Below are 17,588 nucleotides of genomic sequence, written 5' to 3'. Positions count from 1 at the left end.
CAGTATTGTCCCAGCAGAAAAGGCCCATTTCGGCATGACCCAGACGCCCGTCAACAATGGTGCAGAGCATATCCGTCTTGGCGGGACCTGTTACATCTGGCAAGACGGCCAACTGCTCGATGCCGAGGGGCGGACTGTGCCGCTGCGGGCAAAGTCGCTGCGTATGCTCGAGGTTCTGCTGAGCGAGCGCGGTCGCATCGTCAGCAAAGACCGGTTAAGCGAGTTGGTCTGGCCCGATGTGATTGCGACCGACGAAAGCATCGCCCGTTGCATCGCCGATATCCGCAAAGTCCTTGGTGACCGTGCGCACAAGGCTGTCGAGACCTTCCCCAAGCAGGGATACCGTCTGAATGTGGACACGCGCAGGCAATCTAGCCTGACGCCGACCAGCCGAACAGGTCTTCTCATATTGGCCGTCAGTTGCGCTGTAATACTGCTCGGCATCAATCTCTGGTTCAGCGATACCCGCGTGGGCGCACCGGATACACAAATCGCGTTTCCGGCCGCCGACCTGCAAAAATCCGTAGCTATTTTGCCGTTTACCGCCGACGCCGAGCAGGACCGTCTCCTTGCTGGCGGTCTTTCTGACGATCTCGAAATCCGGTTGGCGGAAATCTCGGGCATCCGGATTGTGTCGCAAGTCCAGACTCAGGCGATGGCCGCGCGTTTGGACAGCCTGATCGAGCTGTCTCAGGTGCTCACGGCGCGCTATCTCATTGGTGGAAGTGTGCGCAGCAATGGGGGAGATGTCGCGGTGTCGCTGCAACTCATCAATGGTTCTGACGGTGCCACGATCTGGGCGGATCGCTTTGAAGGTCCTCGCGAAAATCTCCTTGGCTATCGCCAGAAGCTGCCGGAGGCGCTCGTAAAGGCGATGCATGTCACGCTTGAACCGCGCGACCTGCAACGTCTTGCGCGTGAAGGGACCACCGTTCCGGCGGCGTTTGAGGACGTGATGCATGCACGACGTGAACTCAGCCTGTTTACCTATCAAGGCAGTCTTGCCGCCGAAAAGTATCTGCGCCGCGCGCTGGAGCGCGACCCGAATTACGCCCGAGCCTATGCCGAACTTGCTGCGGCCTTTGCAATCCGGTTTGAAAACAGCTGGGTTTTGCTGTCAGGGGCTGACACGGAGAAGGCGCTCTATTTCGCGCAAAAGGCGTTGGAGCTGGATGCGGAGCTGTGGCTTGCGCATTACGCGCTCGGGCGGCTTCATTCTGTGATCCCATCGGGAGACATAGATGTTGCCCTAAACCACCTCCGCACCGCGATGTCGCTGCAACCTGCAAATGACGATGCCCGGATTTACTATGCCACCCTGACAACCATGGCAGGTCGTCCCGAGGCCGCCCTGCCGTTATTTGAAAGTGTCATGGCAACGCATCCGGTGCCGCCGTTCTGGTACTATATCGGGTATAGCAACACGCTGCTTCATCTGCGTCGATATGATGAGGCCGAAGAGGCGGCATTGACCTGTGTTAACCAAATGCCCAACAGCCCCTATTGCCTGCGCGCGCTCATCGCACTCTACGGTCGCCTCGGACGGCAGGATGATGCGGACTGGACCATGGTCGAATATGCTGCCCTCGGCTACGAACTGACGATCGCTGCGATGATGAAAAGCGCGCTTGAACGTGATCCATCAATGTATGCTTTTCTCGAAGAGTCCTATCGTTTGGCCGGATTGGAGTAACGGCCCACCCGAATTCCCTTTTTCTGTAGTTACCATTCATTGGTTATGTGAGCTGTCGCAAACGCATCGTTTGCCGAACCACAGCCGACCGAGGTCAGTCAGATCAATGCAGGGCTGATTCCGCGCGCAGGCGTTGCTTGGCAAAGTCGATGAAGGTTCGCACCTTGGCAGGGGCGCGTCTGCCCTCGGCATGGACCAGGTGAATGGGTAAGGGCTCGGGTTCGTAGTCTTCCAGTACGGTTTGTAACGTACCGTCCAGCAGGTCATGCCCGACCTGATAGGACAGCACCCGTGTCAATCCCCAGCCTTGCCGTGCCACCGAAATCGCTGCCGCGATGCTGCTCAACCTCAACCGAGGCTTCAGTTGTATGCCCGTGGAGAGATCACGACCAAAGCGCCATTCGGTTACCGGACTGACCGGCGCCGCCGCGACGATCCGGTGATGGGTCAGATCAGCCGGCACTTGCGGAAAACCTTGCTGCCGAAAATACGACGGCGCTCCGCAAACGATCCGGCGCACCCGACCCACCCGCACCGCTGCCAGCCCTGAAGACGGCAATGACCCGATGCGCACCGCCACATCGAACCCCTCCTCGACCATGTTGACCACGCGATCGACCATGACCACGTCGGCGGACACATCCGGATAGGTGTTGAGGAAATCCATCAGGATCGGCGTCACATAGATACGACCAAATTCATTCGAACAGGTCAGACGCAACTCTCCCACAGGGTTCGTTGCCGCGCCGACCGCCGCATCATCAGCGACCTGAAGCTGGGCAAGGATGTGACGGGTATCCTCGAGATAGGCCTTGCCCACATCAGTCAGACGGACCCGCCGTGTTGTCCGCGTGAAAAGTCGCGCACCGAGCCGTTCCTCAAGCGCATTCACCCCGCGCGTCGCAGAAGGCGCACTCAGCCCAAGGCGGCGCGCACCGCCGACAAAGCTCTCGGCTTCGGCCACGGCGACAAAGACCTCAAGGCTCTGGAGACGGTCCATTAGATATCCCTATTACTATCAAAATGCAAAATAGTATTCTTTAGAATTGCTATATTAATTTCCATAGAGGCGCAAATTACCTTCCGGGACACAGCCAACCCACTCAGTGGCCCCGATAACCAAGCCGAGCCAAGCGGCCTCAGCCTTTGAACACCATGACCCGCCGAAAAAAGGACGCACCCCATGACGACTCCGATCAAACTTTACCGCAATCCCAAATCCGGCCATTGCCACCGGGTCGAGCTGATGCTGGCCTTTCTGGGTGTTACTTATGAAACGATTGATCTCGACATGGCCAACGGCGCGCATAAGGCACCGGACTATCTAAAGATCAGCCCCTTTGGCCTTGTACCTGCAATCGACGATGGTGGTTACACGCTGGCGGACAGCAATGCGATCCTGATCTATCTGGTCCAAACCTACGGTCAGGGATCACAGTGGTTGCCCACCGATCCCAAGGCCGCCGCCGAGGTCCAGCGCTGGCTGTCTGTCGCTGCCGACAACATCTATTCCGGCCCCTGCGCTGCGCGACTGGTCAAGGTGTTCGGCGCGCCGCTTGATCACGCAGCGGCGGTGCAAAAGGCACATGCCCTTTTCAAAGTGATGGAAGCGCATCTGCAGAATCGCACGTGGCTTGCAACTGACGAGATCACAATCGCGGACGTTGCAGGCTATAGCTATATCGCCCATGCGCCGGAAGGTGGTGTTGATCTGGCACCTTACCCGAACATCCGAACATGGTTAGGGCGCATCGAAGCGCAGCCGGGTTTCGTACCCATGGCCACATCCCCCATTCCCGAACTAGTCTGAGGCCAATCTCTTCCGGGGCTGTCCTGCCCCGGCATACTCATATGGCGAGGTGAACACGATGACGAATACGACCCACCCCAATCCTTTTCACACAGGAGAGCGCGCAGCACAGGCGCGCGCGGGCGTCGGCGCTGTTTCGCAATGGGCAGGCGGTTTCGTGCGGGATTACCTGCCCGATCAGCATCGTGCCTTTCATTCGTCCCTGCCCTTTCTCGTGGTCGCCAGCAGCGACGACGCAGGGCACACTTGGACAACGCTGGTTGAGGGTGAGGATGGTTTTATCCGGTCTCCTGACCCACACAGCCTGACGATGCAAACGACCCTGCCCTCTGATGATCCGCTTGCCGGACGCCTTGCGACCGGGGGCGAGATCGGCGTGGTCGGTATCGAACTCGGCACCCGGCGTCGCAATCGTTTTAGCGGACATATCCGGCCCAAAGCGAACGGGTATGCCATCGACATTGGCCAGACCTTTGGAAACTGTCCGCAATACATCCACGAACGGTCGTGGCGCCGTGTGCCTGTCGCAAAGAGGCCACCGCCTGAGACTTCGGACCGGCTCAGCGAAGATCAGATGTCGCGGATCCGCGCGGCCGACACGCTGTTCATCGGTTCGGGCCAGTTCGCAGATCGCCCCGGGCCTGCGAACGGGTATGACGCGTCGCATCGCGGAGGCGCGCCGGGTTTCGTGAACGTGCGGGATAGCCAGCATTTGCAGATCCCTGATTACGCCGGGAACAATTTTTTCAACACGATCGGCAACATCACGTCGGACCCGCGCGTCGGCCTGCTCTTTGTCGATTTCGAGACGGGCGGATTGTTGCATGTCACGGGGCGTGCAGAGATCGATTGGTCGCCGCGCAACTCGCACGATCCGGATGCCTGGCGCATGATCAATGTTGAGATCGACGCGGTGATCGACCGCCCGGCCGCTGTGTCGTTGCGTTGGTCCCGGCTGGGCCACCTGTCCCGCAAGCTCCGACTGGCCCGGCGCGAGGGCGAGACCGACAGCATCACGTCATTCTATCTCGCCCCCGCCGACGGTCGCCGTCTCGATCCGTTTCTTGCCGGGCAGCACCTGCCGGTCTCGGTGCAAATTCCGGGACAGGCCGAGCGGTCAAGACGCAACTACTCTCTGTCGGGTGCAACCACTGATACAGAACAGTATCGGCTCAGCATCAAGCGGGAAGAACATGGCCTTGTGTCCCGCTTTCTGCATGACAAATTGCGTGTTGGTGACGTGATCGAGACACAACAACCCTCTGGTGACTTTGTGATCCCGAACGGCATCGGTCCCGTGGTTTTGGCAAGCGCGGGCGTCGGGCTGACGCCGATGGTGTCGATGCTGCATGAATTGGCACAGGGGCAGCGCCCAACTTGGTTTGTGCACGGTGCGCGCAATGGTCGGAACCACGCTTTGCGGGACGACGTGACCGCGCTTCTGACGCAGCATCCGCACCTGCGGCAAAGAGTGTTCTACAGCCAGCCTGATGCCGACGATCTCGCCCGATGTGACGGTTGGGTGACAGGCCACATCACTGCTCCGGACCTGATCGGATTGCAGGCCGGGCCGGATACGCGTTACATGCTCTGCGGGCCTAGCCGATTTCTGGCGGACCTGAGAACGGGTCTTGAGGACGTGGGCGTCCCGGCGGATCATATCTACTTTGAAACCTTTGGCTCCACGGGTTGATCCACAACTGGCCCACAAACAGGAATACGCGAATGGCAGAAACGAACCTAGCACTGACCCGGCTCAACCGCTTTCCCGTCAAGGGGCTCAGCGCCGAGTCGCTTGAGTCAATTGTGCTTGAGGCAGAACATGGCGTTCCCGGCGATCGTCTTTTCGGCTTTGCCCGGTACAATTCTGGCTTTGACCCGCAGAACCCTGAACCGCTGCCCAAGAACCGCTTTGTCGTACTGGCGAACGAGGCCGCACTGGCCGGCCTGCAAACCCGGTTTGATGCACAATCGCGTGTTCTAGAGATCACCACAGGTGACGAACAGTTGCGGTTCGACATGCGCGATTCCGATGAACAACAAAAGGCCGCCGCCTATCTGCACAGTGTTCTGGCCTTGTCCGACCCGGAACCACCGGTCTTTGTGTCATCTGCACCGCATCGGTTCACGGATGTGTCGGTCGTGTCGCCGAAAATGATGAACGCGGTTTCCGTTCTGAACCTCGCCTCGGTCAAAGCGCTTGGTGATCGGCTGAACACCCCAGTTCATCCGGCCCGTTTTCGGGCCAATATCGAAATTGACGGCCTGCCGCCTTTTGCAGAATTGGACGCGGTCGGGTCAACGCTGTGTTTTGGCGATGTACGCCTGCGCATCCTGTCACGCACCAAACGCTGCGCTGCAACCGAGGTGAACCCCAAGACGGCGGAACGCGACCTGAAACTTCCCTATCTGCTGCGCAAGGAACTCGGTCATATGGACATGGGCATTTATGTCGAGGTCCTGTCAGGTGGAACACTGATACCGGGTCAGGCCGGACAGCTGATTGACTGACGCTTTGGCGTTACCATAAGCTAGCTGTCAGTTGCAGATAATTTGGATATGTCATGCCCTCCGCGTCTGCCAAGCAACGCGGGCAAGGCGCATCAACATGCCAGATACCGAGGTTTACCGACTCCGAGGTATTGGCCTTCGGGATAGCTTTTCCATTTCCCTAAGAGAAATCACCGGTCAAAAGTTGACGTAAGGTACGGCGTAGGTCAACATCCTCCCGATGGCCTGAGCGATAGGGCATCCGACGTGATCGGCGCGATGATCGTGTTGGCTGTGGGCTGAACGAAAAAACGCTCGCCAATCCAACCACCAATGTCAGCAAGGTTGTCGAATATCTTGAAACGGTTTACCGCGACGACCCTATCATCCTGCGAGCGGTTGCACAGCCCAAGAAATGGCATCCCGGCGAGGTCGAGCTGACAGCGGTTAGCTATTCAAAGTTCTGCATGGCGGCGTTCACCAAGGCGGAACCGCCGGTGCGCAGAGACGAAGACAATGCCGTCATCAACGCAACACTTATGGTTATGGACGCCCTGCCCGTTGTGGTGGTTGCCGTTTACGACGAGAATTACATGCTCAAGGACACCGATAAGAAAGAGGATGTCGAAGAGGCGCGACAGGCTGCCAATGCCGTGGTTGATGCAATCAAAAGATACCAGCCGAAAGATCCTGATGGGGCAGACCACAATGAAATGCTCAACTACCTCGAAGCGCTCTCGGCAAGGGCGGAACTCGCTGAAAAAGCGGCCGAATCCATTGGTAAGGCAATCGACGCAAGGTGAGTTGCGAGTGCTTTAATTACTGGTCCTTACGATTCATGAGTTGCCAGACCAGATTGGGATAAGCCGACCCTGCCCTGTCAGCATCGCGCTCTGTCAGGTCAGGAATTGCCCGGCGTATCCGAGCTGAAAGCGCTCGCGCGGAGCAAGACCCGGCGAACATCGATCAGATGTGCCTGCATGCGCGCGCGGCAAAGCCCTGCGTCGCGTGCAGCAAGTGCATCCAGAATCAATCTGTGATGTCGGAGAGCGGTGTCATCCGGATCACCGAACAGTCCGGTCAGCACGCCCATCCGTTCGAAAATCGGCGAGAACATTTGCGACCACAGATTGTCGACGATGCTGACAAGCGGATCGATGCGAGTCGCTTCGGCAAGCCCGACATGAAAGGCGCGATCCGCTTCTCGATGCGTGTCAGGCTCGTGGGCTTTTGCCATCGCTTCTATGCTGGCTTCGATGGCCATCAAACGGTTGGCGTCGATTGACATGGCGGCTCTGGCGGCAATTTCACCTTCGATGAGCTCACGGGCATCCAGCAGCTCCAGCGGGCTCGGGCCAAGATCGTCCTCAGCGCTGGCGGCGGTTTCAGTCACATAGATTCCCGAACCCGTGCGGATCGTCACCTGCCCCGAAATTTCCAGGGCGATCATCGCCTCGCGCAATGTGGAACGGGCAACATTCAAACGTGCGGCAAGCTCTCGTTCCGGCGGCAAGCGGGTCCCGGGTTTCAGGGCTTCGTCCGCGATGATGCGGGCGACCCGGTCGGCTACCTGACGGTAGAGCCGCATTCCGGGGGCCCTTGTGTCCCCTGCCATTGGTGCCCTCCTCACTGGGATATCCCACATAGCTATCAGAGATCACAGGCTGGGAAAAGACGGCGGGGCAAAATTGGTCTTGCCAAAATGGAAAAGATCAACCATTTGTCATAATTGGACGGACCAAAATGACATCTGAGCGCTCCACCACCTAGAATTAGGGGGCGAATGAAGCGCAAACGAGATGTGTTTTGGAAACTGGTCGGACCTGTGCGTTCAGGCCGGTTGTCACGGACAGAAGGGTCGGTGATCGGGTCCAACGATCTTAGGGAGGACAGACAATGAACAGAAAAATTCAACTTGGACTTGCCGCAATCTTGCTGGCGGGTACGGCGCAGGCGCAGGAACTTCGCGGCTGGAACACCCATGTGCCGGATTATCCGGTGTCGATTGCGCTCGACCGTTTTGTCGAACTTGTAGAGGAACGGACCGAGGGTCGCGTTCAGATGCAAAACTATCACGGCGCGACTCTTGGCGAGGGCGAATTTGCAACCGAACAGTTGCAGTTTGGCGCGCTTGATTACGGTGTGTTTTCCACGGCTCCGATGGTGAACACCGTCAAGGAGCTTGGCGTCACATCCCTGCCCTACGTGTTCAAGGACCCGGAACATCAGTACCGCGTCATGGAAGGCCCGATCGGCGCCGATATCGCCGCCGCGATGGCCGAGGCAAATATGGTGCCCCTGTCGTGGTTCGCATCCGGATCGCGCAGCTTTTACGCCAATGCACCGTTGAATTCTGTCGAAGACATCGCCGGCAAGAAATTCCGTGTCCAGAACAGCGACATCAACGTAGCCATGGTCGAGGCACTGGGCGCCAACGCAACGCCACTTCCGTTTGGCGAGGTTTACACCTCGATCCAGTCGGGTGTCGTGGATGGTGCGGAAAACAACTGGCCCAGCTATGAATCAACCGGCCATTTCGAGGTCGCGCCCTACTATATCATCGACAACCACACGATTGTTCCTGAGGGCATCATCTTTGCCAAATCGACCTGGGACAAGATTTCCGAAGCTGATCAGGCAATCATCCAGGAGGCCGCACAGGAAGCGGCGCTGTATCAACGTGAGCTCTGGGCCGAGCGCGAAGCCAAGTCGCGGGAAATCGTCGAAGCTGGCGGATCAACGATCATCGAAGGCATCGACACCACAACCTTCGCCGACAAGATGGGCCCGGTCTATGAGCAGTTTGCCAGCGATCCGGTGGTTGCTGATCTTTTGAAGCGTATCCAGGAAACCGACTGATCCAATTCCGGAGGGCTGCGTGAGCGGCCCTCCATATCCTCAAAGATTGGATATCGCTTTATGCGCTGGAAAGCTCTCGATCATTTGGCCAGATGCGTCGTCGCCTTCAGTTCGGTGGCGCTGGTCTTGCTTGTTGTCCTGACCGGGTGGCAGGTCTGGGGCCGCTACGTCTTGAACGACACGCCGACATGGACGGAAAAGGCAGCGCTGCTGTTGATCCTGATCGTTGCCCTGCCCATGGCAGCCATCGGTCTCCGTGAGAATTTTCACCTCGGTATCGGGTATGTATCCGACCTTTTGCCGCCCAAGTCACAGCGCGCGCTGGAAATTGCGAACTCACTGGTTCTGGGTGGATTTGGCGTTGCTATGGTTTTCGGTTCTTGGCCGCTGGTGATCGGGACCTGGGGTCGCGACATTCCGCTGTTGGGCCTACCGCAGGGTCTCCAATACGCGCCGCTGATCCTGACGGGGTCGCTGATCGTCCTGTTCATGGTCGAACGGGTTTGGTTTCTGGCAAAAGGCATCGATCCGGCCCCGCCACGGGATGACGCAGCGGCGGGAGGAGCCTGACATGGGACTGACGCTGCTTCTCGTTGTCTTTGCCGTCTGTGTGGTGGCCGGTATTCCGATTGCCTTCGCACTTGGCGTCTCGGCCCTTGTCACCGCAATCTATCAGGGGATCCCCGAGCTGATTGTGTTTCAGCGCATGGTCGCGGGGATCAACGTATTCTCCTTGCTCGCCATTCCATTCTTCATTTTCGCGGGCGAAATCATGATGCGTGGTGGCATCGCCATTCGGCTGGTACGCGCCGCCGAGTCGCTTGTCGGGCAGGTGAAAGGCGGCTTGGGTGTCGTTAATGTCCTGACGTCCATGCTGTTTGGCGGGATTTCCGGGTCAGCCGTTGCCGATACATCTGCCTTGGGGTCTGTGATGATCCCGATGATGCGCGAGCGCGGGTATGATGATGACTATACCGTCAATGTCACCGTCACCTCGTCTATCGCGGGCGTCTTGATCCCGCCGAGCCACAACATGATCCTCTACGCGCTTGCGGCAGGCGGCGGAATTTCGATCACTTCGCTGTTTATCGCGGGCGTTGTGCCCGGCATGCTGTTGTGCCTGTGCCTATCGGTGGCGGCATATATGATCGCAGCCCGCCGTGGATATCCGACCGGCCGGTTTCCGGGCTGGCGCGCCGTAGTCTTTGCGATGGGCGCGGCGTTGCCAGGGTTCTTTACAGCCGTGATCATCATTGGTGGCGTGGTTTCGGGGGTGTTCACCGTCACCGAAAGTGCGGCAATCGGGGTGATCTATGCGCTCTTGGTGACCGTCTTCTTTTATCGCTCGCTGACCTGGGAGGGCTTTCGTGACAGCGTGACACAAGCCATCCGGACCACGGCGATGGTGATGATCCTTGTCGGAACCGCACAAGCATTCAGCTATTTCATCACCCTTTATCAGGTGCCCTCCGCAATTCTGGCCGGGATGCAGTCGCTCTCGGAAAACCGGATCGTTCTTTTGCTGCTGATCAATCTGTCGCTCTTGGTTCTGGGCATGTTCATGGACATGGGCGCGCTGATCCTGATCTGCACGCCGATATTTTTGCCCGTTGCAAAGGCGCTTGGTGTTGATCCGGTGCAATTCGGCATGATCCTGATGATGAACCTCGGGCTTGGGCTGACGACGCCACCTGTCGGGCCCTGCCTGTTTGTCGGATGTTCAATTGCCAAGGTACGCATCGAAAGCGTCATTGGTACCATCTGGCCATTCTATCTGGCCATTCTTGTCGCGCTTATGCTGACCACGTTTGTACCGGCGATCAGCCTCGGGCTGCCGCGCCTGCTGGGATATTGACCATGCTTTATGAGAGTATTCGCAACCTGCCTATCGTTTCGCCGCACGGTCATACCGTCCCGGAATGGTTTTCTGATAACAAAAGGTTCAATGATCCTGCGGACTTGCTGATCGTTCCTGATCATTACGTTTTCCGGATGTTGTATTCTCAGGGGATCCCACTTGAAGAACTCGGGGTGGGCGTCGCTCCGGCAGATCGCGATCCTCGGGCGATATTCCGGCATCTTGCCGATCGTTGGTATCTGTTTCTCGGGACCCCGACGCGCGGTTGGATTGAGCATACGTTGCGCGAGGTCTTTGAGATCGCCGAGCCGCTCGGGCCAGACACTGCGGATGCAATCTACGACCGCATTGATGCAGCTCTTGCGCAGCCAGGGTTTCGACCCGTTGCCTTGATGGAACGCTTCGGGATCGAGGTGCTGGCCACGACCGATGCGGCACTGGATGATCTATCGCCTCATGCGGCCTTTGCTGACAGGGGCCATTCAACTCGATTTATTCCGACGTTTCGCCCTGATGCTGTCCTCGACCCGCGCGCGCGAGGTTGGGCCACCGCCATGGGGCGGCTTGGTGAAATGACGGGTGAGGATTGCGCAACGATGGACGGCTGGCGCGCAGCGCTTGCCGCGCGACGACAACATTTCATTGCCTACGGCGCCACAGCCACTGACCATGCCATTGAACGGCTTGAAACAGAGTGGCTCGACGACAGTGCTGCACAGCACCTGCTGGACCAATGCCTGACGGGTCAAGCCGATGAACCCGCACGGCGCAGGTTGTATAACCACATGCTGATCGAAATGGCGCAGATGTCGGTCGAAGATGGTCTTGTAATGCAATTGCACGCCGGATCGGCGCGAGGAACCAACCAGAGTGTCTCCGAGCGCTTTGGCCCGGACACAGGCGCGGACATTCCGGTGGCGCAGGACTGGGTGCGTGGCGCGGATGCGTTGCTCAACCGCGTAGGCAACAATCCCGACGCGGCCATCATCGCATTTACGCTTGATGAAGGCCTCTTTTCCCGCGAACTGGCGCCAATGGCCGGGCATTGGCCCGCCCTGCGGCTGGGCCCACCTTGGTGGTTTCTTGACAGCCCGAATGCCATCCGGCGCTATCTGGATGCTGTGGTGGAAACCGCAGGGTACTGGAACCTTGCCGGGTTCAACGACGATACCCGCGCCCTTATGTCGATCCCTGCCCGACATGATATGTGGCGTCGCGCGGTTGCCTCGCATCTTGATGATCAGGTCGCCGCGGGCAAGTTCGGAACGAAAGATGCTGAACAGGTCGCCGAATGGCTTGCCGTGGGGGCCGCCCGGGCGGCGTATCGGCTATGAACCGGATCGTTCATATCGGAACCGGCGCATTCCACCGCGCGCATCAGGCGTGGTACGTCGCCGCGGCAGGCGACTGGCGTATCGACGGTGTATCGCTACGCTCTGCAGGGGTGCGGGATGCCTTGGCAAGGGACGATTATGTCTATGCACTGGAAATCGCCGATGCCAACGGACGCCGGATCGAAACAATTGATGTGATCGACAGCGTCACCGTCGCGCCCGAAGAGCCAAAGACCGTCGCCCGCCTGATCGCCCGCCCCGAAACCCAGCTTGTCACCATAACCGTGACTGAAAAGGGCTATCACCTTCACCCCGACGGCACATTGGACTTGGGCGCGCTGGCCGATGATGTGGTCGCGTTGCGCGCCGGTGAGCCGCCGGTGACGATGCCCGGCCATCTGCTGGCGGGGCTGGCAGCACGCGATGCACCGCTGACAGTGATGAGTTGCGACAACCTGCCGGCGAATGGCGAGAAACTGCGCGCCGCGTTGTTGGTCCTGGCCGAGGCAGTCGGGGTTGCAGCGGACAGGGTCACGCGACACCGGTTCCCCTCGACCATGGTGGACCGCATCACGCCTGCTGTTGATGACGAATTGCGCGCACGCGTTGCAGCCGCTGGTGCGCCATCCCATGCGCCTGTCGCAACCGAGGCGTTTTCGGAATGGGTCATCGAGGATGACTTTGCCGGTCCAATGCCTGATCTCGCGGCCGCGTCAGCCCAGATCGTTAAGAACGTCGCCCCCTTTGAACTGCGCAAACTGCGGATGCTGAATGGTGCGCATTCGACGCTTGCCTATGCCGGTCTGAACAAGGGCCTGACCTATGTTCACGAAGCGGTGACCGACACCGATCTTCGGGCATTGGCCCGCGGCGTGATGAACGAGGCCGCGGAGACTCTTCCAGATGCGGTGCGAGGTGATGCCGCAGCCTATGCCGACGCATTGCTGGCGCGTTTTGAGAACCCGCATCTTGCACATTCGCTGGCCCAGATTGCGATGGACGGGTCGCTAAAGCTGCCGATCCGCATTCTCGGAACCATGGCTGACCGCACCGACAGCCCCGCCTGCGCCCGCGCGCTGCGGGAATGGGAAAGCTGGCTGGACGCCGAATTTGCAGCGGGGCGGATGCCGGACGATCCTGCCGCCGAGGCCCTGCGCGATGGGCGGGCCAAAGGCCAGAGAGCGCGCGAACTGCTGGAGGGAGCGATATGAGAGCAACCTGGCGCTGGTTCGGACAGCATGACACGGTCTCGGTCGATTGGATGTTGCAAGCAGGTGCACGCGGCGTGGTCACAGCCCTGCACCACATTCCTCCCGGTGTGGAATGGTCAGAGGCCGAAATCGCCAAACGGCAAGATGAGGTCGCGCGCAGATCCGATGGCACCCCTTCAGGCCTGAAATGGGAGGTGGTCGAAAGCCTGCCCGTCTCCGAAGATATCAAGACCCAAACCGGCGATTGGCGCGCCCATATCGATACTTGGAAAGCCAGCCTTTCGACGCTGGCTGCTGCCGGTCTGCGTGTTGTCTGCTATAACTTCATGCCGGTGCTTGACTGGACCCGGACAGATCTGAGCTTTCGTCTGGAGCATGGCGGAACGGCGATGCGGTTTGACGCCGCCGATTTCGCGGCCTTCGACATGTTTGTTCTAAAGCGCCCAGCGGCGCTGCGAGATACACCTGAGCCGTTGCAACAGGCCGCCACCCGCCGATTTGACGACATGACCGATGCGGATCGCTCCCGTTTGGCCCGGAACCTCGTGATGGGGCTCCCCGGAGGGCAACCGGGCCTGACACTGGATGAACTGCGCGCGCATCTGTCCAGATATGACAAGGTACCCGAAACGCAGTTGCGCGCTCATCTGGCGGATTTCCTTGCCGAAGTCGTGCCGACCGCCGAAAAACTGGGCCTGAGGCTCTGTTGCCATCCGGATGATCCGCCATGGCCCCTGCTGGGCCTGCCGCGTGTGATTTCGACGCTGGCGGACTATTCAGGGCTGGTTCAGGCCGTCGACAGCCCGGCGAATGGCGTGACCCTGTGCTCTGGATCATTGGGCGCGCGGCAAGACAATGATCTCGCGGCGATGATGCAAACGCTGGCGCCAAAGGTGCATTTTCTGCATCTACGCAACGTCGCGCGCGAGGATGCACTGGGCAGCTTTCACGAGGCCGAGCATCTGACGGGTGATACTGACATGCCGGCACTGGTTGCGGCGGTGCTGGATGAAGAGGCGCGGCGCCTGCAAGAGGGTAGGACCGACGCGGACATCCCGTTTCGCCCGGATCACGGGCAGGACATCCTTGATGATCTCGGACGCAACAGCCAGCCGGGGTATCCGGCGATTGGCCGTCTGAAAGGGTTGGCTGAACTGGCTGGGGTGATTGCAGGACTGGAGGCTGCCCGGAATGTCTGAATCAGTTGTATCTCTGGCGGTCATTGGACTTGGAATGGCGTCCAAACCCCACCTCGCGGCGTTGCGACAACTCGACGGGTCGGTGCGGGTCGCTGGTATTTATACGCGAAATGCTGACCGGTTGAGCGAACAGGCCGCAGCGACCGGGTGGCGCGCCTATGAGAGTGTGCAGGCGATTTGCGATGACGCGACGGTTGACGGGGTGATCCTCATCACGCCGCCCAACGCGCGCAAGGCGCTGGTCGAGATGCTGGCAAAGGCGGGCAAGCATGTGCTGATGGAGAAACCAATAGAGCGGGATCTGGCGCGGGCAGAGGACCTTGTGTCGATCTGCGACGCGGCGGAGGTGACGTTGGGCATGGTCCTGCAGCATCGCTTTCGGGCGGGCAGCCTTGCCCTCACCGATCTGGTCCGCTCCGGGCGATTGGGTCCGGTCCGCGCGGTGCGCATGGCGCTGCCGTGGTGGCGCGATCAGTCCTACTATGACGCACCCGGTCGGGGCAGCTATGATCACGATGGCGGAGGCGTTCTTCTGACGCAAGCGATCCATGTGCTTGACCTAATGCTGAGCTTGACTGGCCCCGTGACCGAGGTTCAGGCGCTCGCCGGGACCACGGCGTTTCACGACATGGAGGCCGAAGACTTTGCCACCGCCGGGTTGATTTTTGCCAATGGTGCAATCGGATCTGTCGTCGCCACGACCGCAGCCTTTCCGGGCAGTCAGGAAGCGCTGGCGATCGACGCCGACAACGGGTCTGCGGTGCTGACAGCGGGCGAACTGGTGGTCCACTGGCGGGATGGAACCACTGAAACCGTTGGCGAGCTTTCGGCGACGGGCGGCGGCAGCGACCCGATGGATTTCCCCTGTGACTGGCACCGCGATTTGATCGCGGATTTCACAGACAGCCTCCGCGACGGGCGCGCGCCTCGGGTGACCGGGAAAGACGCGCTGGAGGTTCACAAACTGATTGCCGCGATCGAAGCGTCGGCCCGAGAAGGCCGCAGGGTAAAGGTGCAGCGGTGACAGAGTCTCCAATCAGATTTGCGGCTGTCGGGCTGGATCACCGTCATATCTTTGGCATGGCCGCCGGGATGATCGACGTCGGGGCCAGCTTTGTCTGTTTCTGGACTGACGGCGAGCCCCAGCCCATGGCAGGATTCAGGAAACGGTTTCCTGATGTGCCGCGCGTGACCGATTTAGATGAGCTGTGGGAAGATGAGAGTATTGATCTGATCCTGATCGCCGCCCCCCCTGCAGAACGCGCCGCGCTCGCCCTTGCGGCGATGCAACATGGCAAGGACGTGATGCTGGACAAGCCAGGTTGTCTTACGCATGCGGAACTGACCGAGATCGAGACTTGTGTTGCCCTGACCGGACGAATTTGGAGCGTCAATTTCTCCGAGCGGTTCGAAGTACCGGCCGTCACCGTCGCAGATCAGCTTTTGGCCGAGGGGCGTATCGGCAAGGTCGTTCAGACCCTCAGTATGGCGCCCCATCGACTGAACGCCCAGATGCGGCCTGACTGGTTTTGGGACCCCAAGGATTATGGCGGGATCATCGGTGATATCGGGACGCACCAGATTGATCAGTTTCTTCATTTTACAGGGGCGCAGGATGCCCGGATCGCGCATGCCGCCATCGGTAATTTCAATACGCCTGACCATCCCACATTTGAGGATTTTGGCGAGATCAATCTGGTTGCGGGTGATGCGCAGGGTTATGCGCGGCTGGACTGGTACACGCCGGATGCGGCGCCAAACTGGGGGGATGGGCGGCTGACCATTCTGGGCACCGAAGGGTACATCGAACTGCGCAAGTATTTCGATGTTTGTGGTCAACCCGGCACCGATCACGTGTTTCTGGTCAATGGGACCGAGTGCCAGCGATTTGATGCCTCAGGCGCCGGAACGCCTTATTTCCAGCAGCTCGCCAACGATATCCGCAACCGCACCGAGACCGCCTGCGCCCAGAGTCACACGATCACCGTGATGCGTCTGGCGATCAACGCACAGGCCATGGCCGAGCGCCGAGGCGGGTTGGCACATACGGATTGACGACCATCGCACGATCACGACTTTTATCAGGGGAGGAAATCATGACTATTGCAAAGATACTTACCGGGGCGGCGGCAGCGCTCGTGCTGGCCACGCCGGCCTTCGCGGAATGGCCCGAAAAACCGATCCAGCTGATCGTGCCATGGGGCGCGGGCGGGGCCACGGATCAGGTGACGCGCATCGTTGCCGAAGAGCTGAAAGGCCCTCTTGGGCAGAGCGTCGTCGTGGTCAATCAGCCGGGCGCATCCGGGTCCATCGGGTCACAGGCTGCGTGGGATGCCGCGCATGATGGCTATACATGGACCGCCGGTGCGGCAAAGGATCTGGGGACCTATGCGGTCACGGGCAAGATGGACACGGCGATCGAGGACTGGGATCTGTATCTGAACTCGGCCCTCGCCAGCGTCATCAGTGTACCGGCGAATTCCGAGATCGACGATATTGACGGCTTTATTGCTGCGCTCAAGGCGGGTGGCCTGCGCGTTGGCACGTCCGGTGTGAACTCCGCTGGCCATTCGACGATAGAGAGCCTCGCAGAAGCGGTTGGTGGAGCCTATGTTCATGCGTCATATGACGGCGGTGCGGCGGCGGTCCTGTCAACGGTATCTGGTGAAACAGACGCCACGACACAGCTTATCTCGGAGCAGATGGATATGCTGCGTGCCGGTCAGCTCAAGCCGATCGCCATCATTGCCGACGCAGATGTCGATGCGCCGGGCGTCGGAACCATCCCGACCATTTCCGCCGCATTGCCTGATCTTCCGGTTGCGCCAATTTATTTTGGGCTCTTTATGCCTGCGGATGTTCCACAGGAGGTCAAAGACAAGATGCAGGCAGCCTGGGGCGATGTGATCGCGAACTCTGCAGCCCTGGCCGAGTATACCGAGGGGCGCGGCTCGATCATGACCGTGCATTCGGGCGCAGACGCTCAGGACAAAGTCCGCGCGTCGATCCAGTCAAACGCTTGGTTGCTGCACGACAGCGGCCAGTCCGCGGTGAGCCCCGAAACGCTTGGGATCGCGCGTCCCTGAACGATGCGTACCGGGTGGCCGCAGGAACTGTGGCCACCCACTTTGATC

At 59.6% G+C, this 17,588-nt stretch carries 16 protein-coding genes; 14 read left to right on the top strand and 2 right to left on the bottom strand.

The features are described from left to right. Positions 1 to 34 precede the first annotated feature (34 nt). A complete protein-coding gene (locus ABJO75_RS15235; RefSeq protein WP_348134311.1) occupies positions 35 to 1,693 on the top strand; it encodes a winged helix-turn-helix domain-containing protein in 1,659 nt (552 codons plus the stop codon). 103 nt (positions 1,694 to 1,796) lie between these two features. Here the strand turns inward: ABJO75_RS15235 and ABJO75_RS15230 are convergent, their stop codons facing one another. Then, a complete protein-coding gene (locus ABJO75_RS15230; protein WP_348134309.1) occupies positions 1,797 to 2,693 on the bottom strand; it encodes a LysR family transcriptional regulator in 897 nt (298 codons plus the stop codon). A gap of 183 nt (positions 2,694 to 2,876) precedes the next feature. Between ABJO75_RS15230 and ABJO75_RS15225 the strand changes: the two genes are divergently transcribed. The 4 genes from ABJO75_RS15225 (at position 2,877) to ABJO75_RS15210 (ending at position 6,796) form a co-directional block, all read left to right on the top strand. Next, positions 2,877 to 3,503, top strand: coding sequence for a glutathione S-transferase (locus ABJO75_RS15225; protein WP_348134307.1), 627 nt, complete (start codon positions 2,877 to 2,879; stop codon positions 3,501 to 3,503). Between the two features lie 58 nt (positions 3,504 to 3,561). Next, positions 3,562 to 5,196 carry a pyridoxamine 5'-phosphate oxidase family protein gene (locus ABJO75_RS15220; RefSeq protein ID WP_348134305.1) on the top strand — a complete coding sequence of 545 codons (1,635 nt, stop codon included), beginning with the start codon at positions 3,562 to 3,564 and terminating at the stop codon, positions 5,194 to 5,196. Positions 5,197 to 5,228: 32 nt separating this feature from the next. Beyond that, on the top strand, positions 5,229 to 6,014 hold the full coding sequence (locus ABJO75_RS15215; protein WP_348134303.1) for an MOSC domain-containing protein: 786 nt from the start codon (positions 5,229 to 5,231) through the stop codon (positions 6,012 to 6,014). 476 nt (positions 6,015 to 6,490) lie between these two features. Beyond that, positions 6,491 to 6,796 (top strand): hypothetical protein, encoded by a 306-nt coding sequence (locus ABJO75_RS15210; protein ID WP_348134301.1) that lies wholly within the window; start codon positions 6,491 to 6,493, stop codon positions 6,794 to 6,796. 98 nt (positions 6,797 to 6,894) lie between these two features. Here the strand turns inward: ABJO75_RS15210 and ABJO75_RS15205 are convergent, their stop codons facing one another. After that, the gene (locus tag ABJO75_RS15205; protein WP_348134299.1) at positions 6,895 to 7,608 is read right to left on the bottom strand and encodes a FadR/GntR family transcriptional regulator; all 714 of its coding nucleotides are present in this window, start codon (positions 7,606 to 7,608) and stop codon (positions 6,895 to 6,897) included. Between the two features lie 281 nt (positions 7,609 to 7,889). Between ABJO75_RS15205 and ABJO75_RS15200 the strand changes: the two genes are divergently transcribed. Genes ABJO75_RS15200 through ABJO75_RS15160 form a run of 9 tightly spaced genes read left to right on the top strand, consistent with a single transcriptional unit; the run spans position 7,890 to position 17,540 of the window. Beyond that, on the top strand, positions 7,890 to 8,852 hold the full coding sequence (locus tag ABJO75_RS15200) for a TRAP transporter substrate-binding protein (protein ID WP_348134298.1): 963 nt from the start codon (positions 7,890 to 7,892) through the stop codon (positions 8,850 to 8,852). Between the two features lie 60 nt (positions 8,853 to 8,912). Further along, the gene (locus ABJO75_RS15195) at positions 8,913 to 9,422 is read left to right on the top strand and encodes a TRAP transporter small permease (protein WP_348134296.1); all 510 of its coding nucleotides are present in this window, start codon (positions 8,913 to 8,915) and stop codon (positions 9,420 to 9,422) included. Position 9,423: 1 nt separating this feature from the next. Further along, positions 9,424 to 10,707 carry a TRAP transporter large permease gene (locus ABJO75_RS15190; RefSeq protein WP_348134294.1) on the top strand — a complete coding sequence of 428 codons (1,284 nt, stop codon included), beginning with the start codon at positions 9,424 to 9,426 and terminating at the stop codon, positions 10,705 to 10,707. Positions 10,708 to 10,709: 2 nt separating this feature from the next. Next, positions 10,710 to 12,044 carry a glucuronate isomerase gene (uxaC, locus tag ABJO75_RS15185; RefSeq protein ID WP_348134292.1) on the top strand — a complete coding sequence of 445 codons (1,335 nt, stop codon included), beginning with the start codon at positions 10,710 to 10,712 and terminating at the stop codon, positions 12,042 to 12,044. Then, positions 12,041 to 13,255 carry a mannitol dehydrogenase family protein gene (locus ABJO75_RS15180; protein ID WP_348134290.1) on the top strand — a complete coding sequence of 405 codons (1,215 nt, stop codon included), beginning with the start codon at positions 12,041 to 12,043 and terminating at the stop codon, positions 13,253 to 13,255. The genes uxaC and ABJO75_RS15180 overlap by 4 nt, the downstream gene beginning before the upstream one ends. After that, positions 13,252 to 14,454 carry a mannonate dehydratase gene (gene uxuA, locus ABJO75_RS15175; protein WP_348134288.1) on the top strand — a complete coding sequence of 401 codons (1,203 nt, stop codon included), beginning with the start codon at positions 13,252 to 13,254 and terminating at the stop codon, positions 14,452 to 14,454. The genes ABJO75_RS15180 and uxuA overlap by 4 nt, the downstream gene beginning before the upstream one ends. Then, a complete protein-coding gene (locus ABJO75_RS15170; RefSeq protein WP_348134286.1) occupies positions 14,447 to 15,478 on the top strand; it encodes a Gfo/Idh/MocA family oxidoreductase in 1,032 nt (343 codons plus the stop codon). Before uxuA ends, ABJO75_RS15170 begins: the two co-directional genes overlap by 8 nt. Next, positions 15,475 to 16,509 (top strand): Gfo/Idh/MocA family oxidoreductase, encoded by a 1,035-nt coding sequence (locus ABJO75_RS15165; protein WP_348134284.1) that lies wholly within the window; start codon positions 15,475 to 15,477, stop codon positions 16,507 to 16,509. Before ABJO75_RS15170 ends, ABJO75_RS15165 begins: the two co-directional genes overlap by 4 nt. A gap of 41 nt (positions 16,510 to 16,550) precedes the next feature. Continuing rightward, positions 16,551 to 17,540 carry a tripartite tricarboxylate transporter substrate binding protein gene (locus tag ABJO75_RS15160; protein WP_348134282.1) on the top strand — a complete coding sequence of 330 codons (990 nt, stop codon included), beginning with the start codon at positions 16,551 to 16,553 and terminating at the stop codon, positions 17,538 to 17,540. Positions 17,541 to 17,588 lie beyond the last annotated feature (48 nt).

The sequence above is a fragment of the Sedimentitalea sp. genome (assembly GCF_039973035.1).
Classification (GTDB): Bacteria; Pseudomonadota; Alphaproteobacteria; order Rhodobacterales; family Rhodobacteraceae; genus Sedimentitalea.
Note: the sequence above shows the minus strand (reverse complement) of the source record. Positions and strands in the feature narration are given on the sequence as shown.

Coding starts and splice junctions, on each gene's coding strand:
- ABJO75_RS15220 (WP_348134305.1), top strand. CDS start 3,562: ATGACGAATACGACCCACCCCAATCCTTTTCACACAGGAGAGCGCGCA.
- ABJO75_RS15235 (WP_348134311.1), top strand. CDS start 35: ATGACCCAGACGCCCGTCAACAATGGTGCAGAGCATATCCGTCTTGGC.
- ABJO75_RS15200 (WP_348134298.1), top strand. CDS start 7,890: ATGAACAGAAAAATTCAACTTGGACTTGCCGCAATCTTGCTGGCGGGT.
- ABJO75_RS15215 (WP_348134303.1), top strand. CDS start 5,229: ATGGCAGAAACGAACCTAGCACTGACCCGGCTCAACCGCTTTCCCGTC.
- uxuA (WP_348134288.1), top strand. CDS start 13,252: ATGAGAGCAACCTGGCGCTGGTTCGGACAGCATGACACGGTCTCGGTC.
- ABJO75_RS15225 (WP_348134307.1), top strand. CDS start 2,877: ATGACGACTCCGATCAAACTTTACCGCAATCCCAAATCCGGCCATTGC.
- ABJO75_RS15170 (WP_348134286.1), top strand. CDS start 14,447: ATGTCTGAATCAGTTGTATCTCTGGCGGTCATTGGACTTGGAATGGCG.
- ABJO75_RS15180 (WP_348134290.1), top strand. CDS start 12,041: ATGAACCGGATCGTTCATATCGGAACCGGCGCATTCCACCGCGCGCAT.
- ABJO75_RS15190 (WP_348134294.1), top strand. CDS start 9,424: ATGGGACTGACGCTGCTTCTCGTTGTCTTTGCCGTCTGTGTGGTGGCC.
- ABJO75_RS15195 (WP_348134296.1), top strand. CDS start 8,913: ATGCGCTGGAAAGCTCTCGATCATTTGGCCAGATGCGTCGTCGCCTTC.
- ABJO75_RS15205 (WP_348134299.1), bottom strand. CDS start 7,608: ATGGCAGGGGACACAAGGGCCCCCGGAATGCGGCTCTACCGTCAGGTA.
- uxaC (WP_348134292.1), top strand. CDS start 10,710: ATGCTTTATGAGAGTATTCGCAACCTGCCTATCGTTTCGCCGCACGGT.
- ABJO75_RS15160 (WP_348134282.1), top strand. CDS start 16,551: ATGACTATTGCAAAGATACTTACCGGGGCGGCGGCAGCGCTCGTGCTG.
- ABJO75_RS15230 (WP_348134309.1), bottom strand. CDS start 2,693: ATGGACCGTCTCCAGAGCCTTGAGGTCTTTGTCGCCGTGGCCGAAGCC.